This window comes from Streptomyces sp. NPDC058195 (assembly GCF_042883525.1).
Lineage (GTDB): Bacteria > Actinomycetota > Actinomycetes > Streptomycetales > Streptomycetaceae > Streptomyces.
On record NZ_JBHVVM010000003.1, the window covers coordinates 159,614 to 172,319 of the forward strand.

Below are 12,706 nucleotides of genomic sequence, written 5' to 3' on the forward strand. Positions count from 1 at the left end.
CACCGGCGCCGGAGAATGGCCCGATGACCCCATCACCGCAGAACTGGACGCGAGCCGAGCGCCTCACCCCCGGCCGGCTGGCTGCCGCCGTCCACCAGGCAACGGGCGTACGGCTGGTGGTCGAGGGCCTCTGCCCGGGAGGCCAGGTGGGGGCCGCGTACGTCCGGTGGCCCGACGGACACCGGTCCGTGCTGAAGTGGCGGCCGGGCGGACGGCTCGACGAGCTGCGGGCGGGCCCCCTGGCGGTGTGCGAGGTGCTGCGCGGGCGGGGGTACCCCTGCCCCTCGACGGAGCTGGTGCTCCAGGTGGACGGTGCGGTGGTGCTGGTCCAGCAGCTCCTGCCGGGCGCCCCGTTGGACGTTCTGGACCACGACGGGCTGGACCGGGCGCTCGCCCTGAACGCCGCGCAGGCGGGGCTGCTCGCCGGGCGAGCGGACATCCCGCCGGTGCGTCTGCACCTGCTGGACGACGGCCCCGGCTACTGCCTCCACGAACCGCTGCGCCGCCACAGCGCGCGCGGCGCGGCCCTGGAGGAGCGGATCAGGTCGGTCGGGGCCGCCCACCCTCCGCTGCTGGCCGGGAACGACGTGGTGCACCAGGACTTCCACCACGGCAACCTGCTCGCCGTGGACGGCTCCGTCACCGGGGTCATCGACTGGGACGGAGCCGGACGGGGAGACCACCGCTTCGATCTGGTGACGCTCCGCTTCGGCCTGCACGCGAGAGAACAGCCTCCGGGCGTCGTCCGCCGCCTCGACGGCCTCCTGGACGCCCTGCCCGGGGACGTACTGCTCCCCTGCTGGGCCCACATGAGCCTGCGCATGGCCGACTGGGCCGTCCGGCACTTCCCTCCACAGGAGGTCCCGCACTGGCTGGATCTGGCCGAACAGCGTCTGTGACGGCGGGCGTTCCGGCCGGGCCGGGGCCGGTTCCGGCGATGACCTCCACCCGGCGGTACAGCCGCCCGGCCGACGCCCCGCGAGGCGGGATCCCGACCGCCCCGCGCCGCCCGGACGCGGGGTCCACCGCGCTCGGGGACGTACGGCTCCTGCCTGCGCACGCGGTGCCCCTCGCGGACGGACCAGAGGCGGAGCACCCGCCTGAGCTCCCGGCGGCGACACGGTCGGCCCTCGTCTCCGGCACCGACCGGCCCGGGGCAGCCGTCGGGCACGCCTGCCGCCCCACGGACCGCGCGTGGCGCCGGGCCGTCCCGGAGATCCTCGGCACCGCCCGCCGCTTCCCGCACGTCCGCGTGCGGCCCCGGCAGGGACGGGAGCCCGCCCGCCCGGCCACCTGGCCAGGACGGGGCCGGCCGGTCATGTGACTACTCCACGCCCCGTGTGCGGGCCGCCACGACGGTCGGCCGCTTTCCCTCATGATCTGTTCCTTCTGGCGCAGCCTTTCGCCTCACCACCGCTTTGCCTACGCTTCGTTCATCCGTGGCCGGGATGGCCGCGCAAGGATTGGAGAGTGCCGTGAGGGTGTTCGTCTTACGTGCCGCTGGTCTCACGGTCTCGGCAGCCGTCGCGCTCCTCGTCGCGGGGTGCTCGCCGGATACCCCGAAGACAGCGGCCACGCCGACTACGCCTCTGCCCGGGGCATCCGTCCCTACGCCTCTCACCATCGGTCAAGTGGCCACCTACGACGCCCCGGCGACCGTTGGGGGAGGCACCACGCGGATGTCCGTGTGGTTCGAAGGCATCGAGTACCTGTCGGCCCGAGACATCGGTGCGACCGGCGAACCGAAGCGGGGGCAGTTCGTCCGCATCACCCTCACGGTGAAGAACGTGGGGACGAAGAACGCCTCCTTCAGCAGCGACGGAAAGATCAAGTGGGAGAGCGACGCCACGGCCCCGCAGGTGGTGACCACGGCTGAGGGCGTCCGGGAGGGCGCGGACCTCAACACCACGTACAAGCCGGGTCAGTCACTCAACGGGTCGTTCAACCTGGACATCGGCGGCAAGGAGGGCAAGGCCGCCTACTGGCAGAACCTGACGGACGCCCAGCCGTCCTTCGTCCTGAAGCTTTCGCTGGGGAATTAGGCACAGGAAGGAGCCGCCGCCCGCATCGGCCCGTCGTCGGCCCCCGCGTCAGGGGGGCGCGATGGCGGAACACCAGCACGAGACACGGGGTCAGGGCCTTGCCGCCCGCCTGGCGGAGGTGGTGCGGGAGGCGAGGGCCTGGGCCGCTCGCGCGGCGGGTTCACCACCAAGGTCCACCTGAGCACGGACGGACGCTGCCGCCCGTTGCCCCTGATCCTCACTCCAGGCCAGCGGGCCGACCGTACCCCGTTCAAGCCGGTGCTGGAAAGGATCCGCGTCCCCCGACCGGGGCCGGGCAGGCCCCGCAAGAAGACGGACAGCCTCGCCGCGGACAAGGCATACGGCAACGGCCCAGTACGCGACTGCCCGCGACAACACGGCATCCGGCACGCCATCCCGGAGAAGACCGGCAGCCAGGCCGCCCGCCTGAGGAATGGCTCAGGCGGCGGTCGGCCACCAGGCTTCGGCGAAGAGCGGTACAGGAAGCGCAGCACCGCCGGACGAGCTGTCAACAAGCTCAAGGACGCCAGAGCCGTCGCCACCCGCCACGACAAGCGCGGCTACGCCTGCCCCGGAACCGCAGCCGCCGCAGCCCTCGCCATCTGGCTCCGCACATGGTCGACCCGGCAGAGGCTACTCGGCAAAGCGCGGGCCCGTCTTGCCCGTGAACGGGAAGAGCGGATAGCCCTCCACACACGGGCCCCCGGGTGGGTGGTACGGCCAGTCCATTCCCAACCGGTACAGCAGAGTCAGCACGATGGCAACAGCGAGCGGTGCGAGCCACATGGCTGCCCGCCCTCCCCCGAGGGGCCACCTCCGCAGTGCGAGTTGGAGCAGAAGCAGCAGCAGAGTCATGCAGAGCCACACGACAGGCAGCATCATCCGCAGCCCTGTGCTGTTGCTGGCGTCGTTCCCGAGTGGGCAACTCGCCCACGACCGGATGGTCCATACGGTGCCGCCATATGCGCCGAAGGCGGAGAGGGCGGGAGCCAGCACGTACCAGCCGCACCCCGGCGCGGATGCGGGCGCCCCGCCTTTCATCCTCGAGACGTGCATCCTGGTGCCTCCCCTGAAGACCGCGCCGCGGAGTGACCGAGCAGGCGAGCTGACCGGCATCCCCCGAGGCGACTGAGCTGGTTCACTCACACTGACCGAAGAAGGATCAATTCGGTTCCTACTTGAGCCGCCTTACCGTGGTCGGCCGGATTCTGTTCCAGGGCAGTCTCCTGGCCGCGCTCGCGCAAGGCTCCCTCGCGGTGCTGGCCGCGCTCGCACAGGGCCCCCTCGCGGTGCTGGCGGCCACGCACCACGCGACGACCGCGTCGATCGCCGTGTGCGGCTTCGTGCCCGGAGTCGTCGCGGCCCTCACCGCACCGGCCGCGGTGGAGTGGTGGGGCGACTCGTCGCGGCGGAGCAGTCGCCGCGGGCCACCGCGCCGGGCCGGATGAGCGCGTTCAACGGGGCCGGCGAGCGGATCGCCGTCCCCGCCGGACACTTCGTGAGCGCCCTCGCCGCGCATGCCCGGGCCGAGCGGACCGTGCTTCTGGTCTGCCCGGGGGCCATCGTGGCGGCCGCCCTCCTCAGCCTCTGTGTCCGGGACGTGTACCGGATCGAACGCGGGTGAACGGCACGGACGGCACGCTACGCGGACCGGGTGGTCTCCGCCGGGGCCGGGGCCGTTGACTCGCGGATGACCAGTCTGGGGCGGATGAGCAGGGAGCGTCCCGCCGCCGGGGCTGACTCGATACGGGCACGCAGTTGCTGGAAGGTCTCCGCGGCCATCTCCGGCAGGGGCTGGCGGACCGTGGTGAGCGGCGGTTCGAAGAGGTCGGCGAGGAGGATGTCGTCGAAGCCGACGACGGAGACGTCCTGTCCGGCGCTGCGGCCCGCGTCCCTGGCGCCCCGGCAGATCCCGATCGCACACATGTCGTTGATGGCGACGAACGCGGTGGGCGGGCGCGGGCCGGACAGGAGTGCGCGGGCCGCCTTGCGGCCCAGCTCGGCCGCGTCCTTGTCGCCGAACTCGGTGGCGTCGGCGCCGGGCCAGACGATCGCGTCGGCCGGGTCGAGGCCCGCCGACTCCAGGGCGGCCCGGAAGCCGCGCAGCCGTTCGCGGCGGTTGACGCTGTTGACCGATCCGGAGACGAACGCCAGGCGCCGGTGGCCGAGTTCGACCAGGTGGCGGGTGGCGAGCTCGGCACCCATCGCGTTGTCGACACTGATCGAGGCCAGCGACGGCGGGTCGCCCGCCTGCGCGGTGCGGTCGAAGGCGACCATCTTCAGCCCGCGGCTGAGCAGCGGCGTCACATGGTCGATGGAGGGCAGCGAGGAGCACAGCACCACCCCGCTCACTCCGTCCGCGAGCAGCTCCTCCCCGTACTTCAGCTCGCGGGCCGGGTCGCGCTCGCTGTTGCAGAGCAGGACGTGGTACCCCTCGGCGAGCGCGATGGCTTCCAGTTCGCGGGCGAGCGCACCCCAGAAGGGGTTGGCGACCGACGGCACGATGAGGCCGATGACCTTGATGCGCCCGGTGCGCAGCATCCGGGCGGCGCGGTTGGGCCGGTAGCTGAGCTGCTCGATCGCCTGCTCCACGCGGGCCAGTGTGGCCGCCTGCATCCGGTCCGTACGCCCGTTGAGGACGTTGGAGACCGTGCTCGCGGAGACCCCCGCTGCCTGCGCGACCTGATGGATCGTTACCCCGCTCATGCCACCTCCGGTTCGGAATGCGTCTGACCCTATCAGTGTATCGATTTACTGAACATCGTTTACCGGTACACCCGTTCACACCCCCAAAAATTCATGCGCACCAGCTGTTGACGTCCCTCTCGACGCGTTCCTAGCATCGGTGCATCGATTTACCAGCATTTCCCAGCCATGGCCGGGACTCCTCGCTGGATCGATCCACAGCCTCCACCTCAAAAGGGGTGTCCCATGCAACTCAATCGACGGTCCCTGCTTGCCGCCATCGGCGCCGGAACGGCCTCCGCCGCGCTCGGCGGATGCGGCACCGGCACTTCGACGGCAGGGTCCGCCGAAGGCCCCGCCGAGGGTGAGATCACTCTGCTCACCCCGATCTACGAGGGCGCCGACGGCAAGAAACTGCTGGAGCAGGAGATCCTCGGCGGCTTCCGGAAGAAGTACCCGGACGTCAAGGTGAACGTGGACTACACCACGTACCAGCAGCTCAACGAGAAGATCACCACCGGTCTGGCGGGTGGTCTGCTGCCCGACGTGCTGATGATGGGCGTGGGCTGGATCCCCCCGTTCGCGGCCAAGAAAGTGATCGCCGAACTGCCCGAGAAGTTCGCCTCCGCGCACGACTACGAGAAGCGGGTGCTGGAGCCCTCCCGGTACGACGGCAAGCTGTACGCGCTGCCGGTCATCCTCGACACCCGCATCGTCGTCTACCGCAAGGACCACTTCGCCGAGGCCGGGATCAGGAAGACCCCGGCGAACTGGGCCGAACTGCGCGCCGTGGCCAAGCAGCTGACCCGGAACGGCCGTATCGGATTCGACCCGTTCTCCGTCGAACTGCGCCAGTGCTGGGAGACCTTCCTCTTCGCCAACGGCGGTCAGCTGTTCAGCGAGGACGGCAGGAAGGTGCTGTTCAACGACGCGCGCGGAGTCGAGGCGCTCCAGTTCTTCAAGGATCTCGTCAAGGACGGCTCCGCCGTCTACGCCAAGAAGACGGAGCTCGGGGCCCCGACCAACGTACAGACCGGCAGGGCGTCGATGATGATGACGACGAGCGGGCTGTGGAAGCAGGTCGGCGTCCAGGCTCCGGACCTGCTGAAGCAGGACAAGCTAGGCGCGTTCGTCCTCGCCAACCGCAGGCCCGCGATGCTCCAGGGCGGCACGCTCGTCAGCCAGTCCGCCAGTTCCAGGCATCCCGCGGCGGCCCGCGCGCTCGTCGAGTACCTCGCCTCCCCCGATTCGATCCTCGGCACGGCCAGGCAGCGCGGCTCGGTGCCCGGCCTGAAGGACCTCAGCAACACCTCGTACGTGAAGGAGAACAAGTTCGTCGACCTCTCCCTCCAGAGCATGGGCGACGCCTGTTCCGAGGGCGGCACCGCCGCGTGGATGGAGATCCGCGAGAAGATCAAGCCCACGCTGGAACCCGCGATCGTGGGCGGCCAGTCCGCGAAGGACGCCATCGCGGAACTCGGCCGACTCGCCGAAGCCGCGATCGGCCGGATGTAAGGACCCGACACAGTGGGAGCGACATCCGTACTGAAGGCGCGTCCCGCGCCGCCCGCCTCCCCGGCCGGACCCCCGGCCGCTCGTCGGCGCACCCGCCGGACCCCGGTCGGACCGGGGCGCCGCAGGCAGCGCGCCGGCATGCTGATGGTGGCGCCCGCGCTGCTGCACGCCGCACTCTGGATCGGTCTGCCGGTCGTCGCCTCGGTCGTCCTGGCCTTCACGAAGTACGACGTGCTGACGCCGCCGCAGTTCGTGGGCCTGGACAATTTCCGCGAGATGCTGGGCGACGCGGTCTTCCGCAAGTCCGTCGTCAACACCGTCATATACACCTTCTTCACCGTGCCGTTCGGCATGCTGCTGGGGCTGCTCGTCGCCCTGGCGCTGCACACCGGACTGAAGGCGCGGGGCGTCTTCCGCACCGCGGTCTTCCTGCCGCAGGTGACCGCGACCGTGGCGATCGCGCTGGTCTGGCTGTGGATCTACAACCCGGACAACGGGCTGCTGAACACCCTGCTCTCGTTCCTCGGGATCGAGGGCCCGGCCTGGCTCGCCTCGACCTCGTGGGCGATGCCCTCGGTGATCCTGGTCGGCATCTGGCAGGGCATCGGCATGAAGATGCTCATCTATCTGGCCGCGTTGCAGTCCCTGCCGAAGGAGCTGTACGAAGCCGCCTCGGTGGACGGTGCCTCCAAGGTGCGGCAGTTCTTCTCGATCACCCTGCCGCTGCTGAAGCCCGCGACGTTCTTCGTGCTCATCACGTCGATGATCAGCGCGTTCCAGTCCTTCGACCAGATCTACATCCTGACCGACGGCGGCCCCGCCAACAGCACCACGATGATGACGTATGAGATCTACAAGTCCGCCTTCCGGGAGTTCCGCGTCGGCTACGCCTGCGCGCAGTCCCTGGTGCTGTTCGTCCTGCTGATGGGCTTCACCCTGGTCAACCGGCGGATCATGGGAGGCACCCGTGGCCACAACTGAGCCGTATGCGAAAGCCGTGCGCACACCCCGGCCCGCGAGGAAGCGCAGCCCGGTCCCGGCCGGCCGGATCGCGCTCTACGCGACCCTCGTCGCCGTCTCGCTGCTGATGGTGGTGCCGTTCGTCTGGATGGTGCTGACCTCGCTGAAGACGCCGGCGGAGATCGCCTCCCAGGACGCCGGACTGCTGCCGGGGCACTGGGAGTTCGGGAACTACGCCGACGCGCTGAGGGCGGCGCCGTTCGCGACGTACGCACGCAACAGCCTCGTCATCGCCGTCAGTCACACCGTCATCAACGTGGTCGTGGCGTCGATGGCCGGGTACGCGCTGGCGCGGATCAGGTTCCGGGGCAGTGAGGTCATCTTCTACCTCTTCGTCGCCGCGCTGATGATCCCCACGTACACCAAGGTGCTGCCGGAGTTCCTGATCGTCCGCTTCATGCCGCTGGCCGGGGGGAACGACATCCTCGGCCAGGGCGGCAGCGGCTGGCTGGACTCGTGGTGGGCGCTGATCGTGCCCGGGGCGGTGACCCCGTTCGCGGTCTTCCTCTTCCGCCAGTTCTATCTGGACCTTCCGGTGGAGCTGGAGGAGGCGGCCCGGCTCGACGGGCTGGGCGAGTTCCGGATCTACGCCCGGATCATGACGCCGCAGGTCAAGCCCGCGCTCACCACGGTGGCGCTGCTGACCTTCGAGTCGTCGTGGAACAACTTCCTCTGGCCGCTGCTGGTGACCCGCACGGACAGTCTGCGGGTGATCCAGGTGGGGCTCTCCGTCTTCAAGACGGAGAACGGACCCCAGTGGCACTTCCTGATGGCCGGTACCACGCTGGCCACCCTCCCCATGGTCGTTCTCTTCCTGATCGGCCAGCGCTACTTCGTCCAGGGCTTCGCGACCGCCGGTCTCAAGTGACCCGCCCCGGACCGACCACCCCATTCCCGAAAGGTACGTGCTCCATGTCTGCTGATCTCCACGGTTCCCGCGCGCTGGTGACGGGGGCGGGCCACGGCATCGGCCGGGCCATCGCCGTCGCCCTCGCCGAGGCCGGTGCCGACGTCGCCGTCCATTACCACTCCTCCGCCGACGAGGCCGCGCGGACGGTCTCACAGATCGAGGCCCTGGGCCGCCGGGCGAAGGCGTTCCGTGCCGATGTGACGGTGACCGAGGAGGTGGACCGGCTCGCCGAGGAGGCGGCCGGCTTCCTCGGCGGCCTGGACGTCCTGGTCTGCAACGCCGGTCATCTGATCGGCCGGGCCACCATCGCCGAGATGTCCGACGACCACTTCGACCGGGTCCTGTCCACCAACCTGACCTCCGCCTTCCGTACCGTGCGCGCCGCCCTGCCGCATCTGAGGAAGTCGGCGGCCGGGCGCATCATCACCATGTCCTCGCTGGCGGCGCACAACGGCGGCGGCCCCGGGTCGGTGGCGTACGCGGCGGCCAAGGCCGGAGTCCGCGGCTTCACCAAGGGCCTGGCCAAGGAGCTCGGCGGCACCGGCATCACCGTCAACACCGTGGCCCCCGGCTTCATCAAGGGCACCGCCTTCCACGACACCTTCACCGCCCCCGAGGCCCAGCAGGCGATGGAGGCGGGCATCCCGGTCGGCCGGGCAGGCACCCCGCAGGACGTCGCGGCCGCGGTGGTCCACCTGGCCTCGCCCGCGTCCGGCTTCCTCACCGCCACGACGGTGGACATCGACGGTGGCGTGTGGCCGCGTTGAGGCGCATCGCCCGGGAGCGGGGCGGCTGGTGGCACGCGTACGTCTGCCCGGCGCACGGCGTGGAACTCGATCACGGTGATCTGCTCGGCGGGGTGTTCCCCGCGGGCGGTGCGCGGTGTGCGTACGGCTGCCGGGTGGACGACGAGGCGGTGCGCGGCGCCTGGCTGGTGCTGTCGCACCAGGCGTGGGCGCGGCATCTGCGGGTGCTCGCGCACCGCGGCGGGCGCGCCGAGCCGGTGGCGCGGCTGGTGGAGTACGCGGGGCTGTACGCGGAGCTGGCCACCGAACAGAACGGCGAGGCGCAGGGCTGGATGCTGCGTGGCCGCCTCTTCCACCAGGCGCTGACCGACGCCCTCTGGGCGGTGAACATCGGGCACGCCGTGATCACCCTGGCCGAGCGGTCCACCGAGGACCTGGCGGACGTACTTCCCCTGCTGGACGCGCTGGAGCGGGCCGCGCTGGACGCCCGCTCCGTACTCACCGGCCAGGGACAGCTGGCGTCCAACTACACCGCGTGGCTGAATGCCGCGGGTGCGGCGGCGAGCCGGGGCGCGGCGGCGGTGCGCGGCCAGGCGTGGGACGGGGCCGGACGGTGGCTGGAGGGCGAGCACGGGCTGTACGCGCATCTGCGGGTCGCGGTCGCCGGGGACGGCTGGGAGTGGGAGGGCAGCACGTACTACCACGGGTTCGTGCTGCGGGCCGCGCTGCTGGCGCTGCGCGGCACCGACCCCGCCGCCCTGCCGTCCGACGTGATCGACGTGCTGGCGGGGATGACGGACGTACTGGCCGGGATCGCGACGCCGGGCGGCATCCTCCCCGCGCTCCACGACGGCCCCTATCTGCGTGCCCCGCTCGCCCTGGAGTGGCTGGAACTGGTCGCACTGGCCCGGCAGTTGGCGCTCTCTCCCGCCCTGGAGGCGGTGGCCGCGCGGGCCCGTGCCGAGCTGGGCGGGGACGACGACGGACTCGACCGGGAGCTGGGCGGCTGGTTCGCCGGTCCGCCGTTGCCGACGCGCCCGGCGCCCGGCGCGGTGACGGTGTTCCCGAAGGCCGGGTACGCGGTGCTGCGCCACGCGGGTGTCCACGCGCTGCTGGACTTCGGCCCGCACGGCGGTGCGCACGGCCACCGCGACAAGCTGTCGCTGTACCTGTACGGCGACACCACGCCGTGGCAGCCCGACCCGGGCCAGGTGCCGTACGCGCACGCCGAGTTCCGCGAGCTGTACGCGTCGAGCCGGGTCCATCCGGCCTTCCGGGTGGATGACGGTGAGCAGGCGGAGTGTGCCGGGCGGCTGCTCGGCTCGGACGGCACCTCGGTCACCGCCGAGGTGACGGCGGCGTACGAAGGGGTGCGCGCGGTGCGGCGGGTGGTGCTCGGGGAGAGCTGTCTCGTCGATCTGCTGACGGTGGACGCCGGGGACGAGCGGTGCCTGGCGGCGCAGTTGCGCCCCGGGGTGGAGCTGGACGTCGAGTGCGGGCCCTCGGGCGAGGTGCACACCACCTGGTACGGCGACGAGATCCTGCACGGCCGGCACACCTGCTCCCCGGGTGCGACGGTCCGCCCGGTCTCCCGTCCGGGCCCTGGACCGGCCGACGATCCGCAGCGGGTGCGCACCCATGTCGACCTCACCGCGCGGGCGGAGCGGGTCACGTTCGCCTCGGTGTACCAGGCGGCGTCGGCCACTCCCGCCGTGACCGGCGTACGGCTGGACGACGACGGGGTGCTGACGGTCTCCCTGGCCGACGGGCGTTCCACACGGTTCCGGACGGAGGGCTGACCCTTGCTGCTCTCGGCGACCCCGCCGCCTGGCCCGCGCCCCGCGCAGCGGGCGCGGCTGTACGCGGAGGCCGTGCGCCATCGCGGGCTGACCCCGCCGCGCGTCCACCCGACGGCCAGCATCACCTGGCTGGGCCCCGCAGCGTCCAACCCGGCGCTGGCCCACCGGGTGAGCGGCGATCCGGCCCATCTGGCGGAGAGCGTGCGCTGGATCGAGGCGGCCGCACGGCTGCCGCACTGGGGCCGGGCGCACATGCCGGACCACGACCTGGACGCCGGCTGGCTGCTGCACCACCTCTCGCTCGCCCTGCGGTGGACCGGCGGCGAACTGCCGGAGGAGACGCGGGCGCTGCTGCGGTACAAGCTCCTGCTCCAGGGGCGGCGGCTGTACGAGTTCGCGGTGGCGAGCGAGGGCGGCTGGTGGTCGTCCTCGTACTGGCAGAACCACAACTGGATCTGTTACGCGGGCCTGGCGACGGCGGGTTACGTACTGGGCAAGGAGGAGTGGACGGAGCGTGCCAAGGACAATCTCGGCACGGTCCTGGACCTGATGCCGGATGACGGTTCGCATGCCGAGGGAGTCGTCTACTGGCGGTACGGGGTGCCGTTCCTCGCCGCTCATCTGGATCTCCTCCAGGAGGCGGAGGGCATCGACTGGTGGGAGCGGGGCGGATTCCTCTCCCGTACCTTCCGCTACCGGCTGCATCAGCTGGCTCCGGGTTTCGCGTTCAACGTCGACCACGGCGACTGCCACGACCGGCGCAGCGGGCACAGCGCCGGGCTGTACTACCGGCTCGCGGCGCGGTACGGGATCGCGGAGGCGCAGTGGCTGGGCGATCTCGTCTCGGGCGAGCTGCTGTGGCAGGAGGCGGAGCACAGCGGGGTGCGGCCGGGCATCCTGCCGGAGGCGTACCTCGAATACCTCTGGTACGACCCGTCCGTGACCGCCGCCCGGCCGACCGAGACCCGGGCGTTCTTCCCGGACCTCGGTCTGCTCGCCGCCCGCACCGGCTGGGAGGACGACGCCACGCTCGTCTCGTTCAAGGCGAGCCCCGGCGGTGGTCACAAGGCGTGGGAGACCTCCGCGAAGCACCGGGCGGAGCGGGGCTGGGACACCCTCAGCCAGGGGCACCACCATCCCGATTCGGGTTCGTTCGTGCTCGTCTCGCAGGGCGGGTTCCTCGCGGTCGACGAGGGCTACAGCAGCCGCAAGCGGGCCGCGCACCACAATCTGCTGCTGGTGGACGGGCAGGGGTACGCGGACGAGGACCGGTACCACGTGTACCAGGACATCCCCCACGAACGGCAGGCCCGGCAGCGCGATGTGCTCCTGGCGCCCGGCCACGGGTGGGCGCACGCAACGGCGGAGATCGCCGCGATGTACGACCCCGCGCTCGGGGTGCGGCGGCTGGACCGGACGCTGGTGTTCACGCCGTCGGGGCGGCTGGTGCTGCTGGACCTCGCCGAGGCCCGAACGGAGCGGGAATGGACGTTCCTGCTCCAGACCGACCGGCCGACCGAGCCGCTGCCGGGCGGCGACCGGCTGATCCGGTCCGGGGCGGCCCGCGCGCTGGTGCGGCGGTTCGCGCCGTCGGACGTCCGGGTCGTCACGGAGAGCACCGGGATCGAGGCCCGTCCGACATCGAGCACGCCCGGACTCCGGCTGACCCGCACCCTGCACACCCTGCGGGCGACGACCGCCCCCTCGGCCGAGGGGGTCTTCCTCACCGCGATCGTTCCGGGCGCGGCGCCGGTCCCGGGAGAGCGGGTGGTGTGCGAGCGGGGGTGGGGCGTCTCCTTCGGTACGGAGACCGTGCTGCTCTCCCCCGTCGCCCGCCGCATCCGTACCGAAAGGGTGTCGGCCGACGCGGCGGCGGTGCTGCTGGGCGGCGACGAGCTGGCCCCGTACGTGGTGGCGGCCACCCGGCTGGAGCGGGACGGCCGGGTACTGCTCAATGTGCCGGAACCGTACACGGGAAAGGTCGGCTGA

The 12,706-nt window shown here is 71.4% G+C and carries 13 protein-coding genes; 12 read left to right on the forward strand and 1 reads right to left on the reverse strand.

What is annotated here, in order from left to right:
* Positions 1 to 23: 23 nt before the first annotated feature.
* The 6 genes from ACFVWY_RS04840 (at position 24) to ACFVWY_RS04865 (ending at position 3,666) form a co-directional block, all read left to right on the forward strand.
* Complete coding sequence (locus ACFVWY_RS04840; RefSeq protein ID WP_389867349.1) at positions 24 to 899, forward strand: phosphotransferase; 876 nt, start codon at positions 24 to 26, stop codon at positions 897 to 899.
* Positions 900 to 937: 38 nt separating this feature from the next.
* Positions 938 to 1,324, forward strand: coding sequence for a hypothetical protein (locus ACFVWY_RS04845; RefSeq protein WP_389867351.1), 387 nt, complete (start codon positions 938 to 940; stop codon positions 1,322 to 1,324).
* Between the two features lie 307 nt (positions 1,325 to 1,631).
* A complete protein-coding gene (locus tag ACFVWY_RS04850) occupies positions 1,632 to 2,042 on the forward strand; it encodes a hypothetical protein (protein ID WP_389867353.1) in 411 nt (136 codons plus the stop codon).
* 138 nt (positions 2,043 to 2,180) lie between these two features.
* Positions 2,181 to 3,134 carry a transposase gene (locus ACFVWY_RS04855; protein ID WP_389867736.1) on the forward strand — a complete coding sequence of 318 codons (954 nt, stop codon included), beginning with the start codon at positions 2,181 to 2,183 and terminating at the stop codon, positions 3,132 to 3,134.
* Between the two features lie 86 nt (positions 3,135 to 3,220).
* On the forward strand, positions 3,221 to 3,490 hold the full coding sequence (locus ACFVWY_RS04860) for a hypothetical protein (protein WP_389867355.1): 270 nt from the start codon (positions 3,221 to 3,223) through the stop codon (positions 3,488 to 3,490).
* A complete protein-coding gene (locus ACFVWY_RS04865) occupies positions 3,487 to 3,666 on the forward strand; it encodes a hypothetical protein (protein ID WP_389867357.1) in 180 nt (59 codons plus the stop codon). The genes ACFVWY_RS04860 and ACFVWY_RS04865 overlap by 4 nt, the downstream gene beginning before the upstream one ends.
* 17 nt (positions 3,667 to 3,683) lie before the next feature.
* On the opposite strand, the gene ACFVWY_RS04870 is transcribed toward ACFVWY_RS04865, so the two are convergent.
* The gene (locus tag ACFVWY_RS04870; protein WP_389867359.1) at positions 3,684 to 4,748 is read right to left on the reverse strand and encodes a LacI family DNA-binding transcriptional regulator; all 1,065 of its coding nucleotides are present in this window, start codon (positions 4,746 to 4,748) and stop codon (positions 3,684 to 3,686) included.
* A 225-nt stretch (positions 4,749 to 4,973) separates the two neighbouring features.
* Here ACFVWY_RS04870 and ACFVWY_RS04875 point away from each other — a divergent pair, with 225 nt between their 5' ends.
* The 6 genes from ACFVWY_RS04875 to ACFVWY_RS04900 are packed head-to-tail and all read left to right on the forward strand — an operon-like array spanning position 4,974 to position 12,706.
* Positions 4,974 to 6,242, forward strand: coding sequence for an ABC transporter substrate-binding protein (locus tag ACFVWY_RS04875; RefSeq protein ID WP_389867361.1), 1,269 nt, complete (start codon positions 4,974 to 4,976; stop codon positions 6,240 to 6,242).
* 12 nt (positions 6,243 to 6,254) lie between these two features.
* Positions 6,255 to 7,223 carry a carbohydrate ABC transporter permease gene (locus ACFVWY_RS04880; RefSeq protein ID WP_389867363.1) on the forward strand — a complete coding sequence of 323 codons (969 nt, stop codon included), beginning with the start codon at positions 6,255 to 6,257 and terminating at the stop codon, positions 7,221 to 7,223.
* On the forward strand, positions 7,210 to 8,130 hold the full coding sequence (locus tag ACFVWY_RS04885) for a carbohydrate ABC transporter permease (RefSeq protein ID WP_389867365.1): 921 nt from the start codon (positions 7,210 to 7,212) through the stop codon (positions 8,128 to 8,130). Before ACFVWY_RS04880 ends, ACFVWY_RS04885 begins: the two co-directional genes overlap by 14 nt.
* A 44-nt stretch (positions 8,131 to 8,174) precedes the next feature.
* A complete protein-coding gene (locus tag ACFVWY_RS04890) occupies positions 8,175 to 8,939 on the forward strand; it encodes an SDR family NAD(P)-dependent oxidoreductase (RefSeq protein WP_389867367.1) in 765 nt (254 codons plus the stop codon).
* Complete coding sequence (locus ACFVWY_RS04895) at positions 8,927 to 10,717, forward strand: heparinase II/III family protein (protein WP_389867369.1); 1,791 nt, start codon at positions 8,927 to 8,929, stop codon at positions 10,715 to 10,717. The genes ACFVWY_RS04890 and ACFVWY_RS04895 overlap by 13 nt, the downstream gene beginning before the upstream one ends.
* A gap of 3 nt (positions 10,718 to 10,720) precedes the next feature.
* The gene (locus ACFVWY_RS04900) at positions 10,721 to 12,706 is read left to right on the forward strand and encodes a hypothetical protein (RefSeq protein WP_389867370.1); all 1,986 of its coding nucleotides are present in this window, start codon (positions 10,721 to 10,723) and stop codon (positions 12,704 to 12,706) included.

Bases quoted from the DNA above. Each gene is read 5' to 3' on its own strand.
- ACFVWY_RS04840 (WP_389867349.1), top strand. From the start codon at position 24: ATGACCCCATCACCGCAGAACTGGACGCGAGCCGAGCGCCTCACCCCC.
- ACFVWY_RS04845 (WP_389867351.1), top strand. From the start codon at position 938: ATGACCTCCACCCGGCGGTACAGCCGCCCGGCCGACGCCCCGCGAGGC.
- ACFVWY_RS04865 (WP_389867357.1), top strand. From the start codon at position 3,487: ATGAGCGCGTTCAACGGGGCCGGCGAGCGGATCGCCGTCCCCGCCGGA.
- ACFVWY_RS04870 (WP_389867359.1), bottom strand. From the start codon at position 4,748: ATGAGCGGGGTAACGATCCATCAGGTCGCGCAGGCAGCGGGGGTCTCC.
- ACFVWY_RS04875 (WP_389867361.1), top strand. From the start codon at position 4,974: ATGCAACTCAATCGACGGTCCCTGCTTGCCGCCATCGGCGCCGGAACG.
- ACFVWY_RS04890 (WP_389867367.1), top strand. From the start codon at position 8,175: ATGTCTGCTGATCTCCACGGTTCCCGCGCGCTGGTGACGGGGGCGGGC.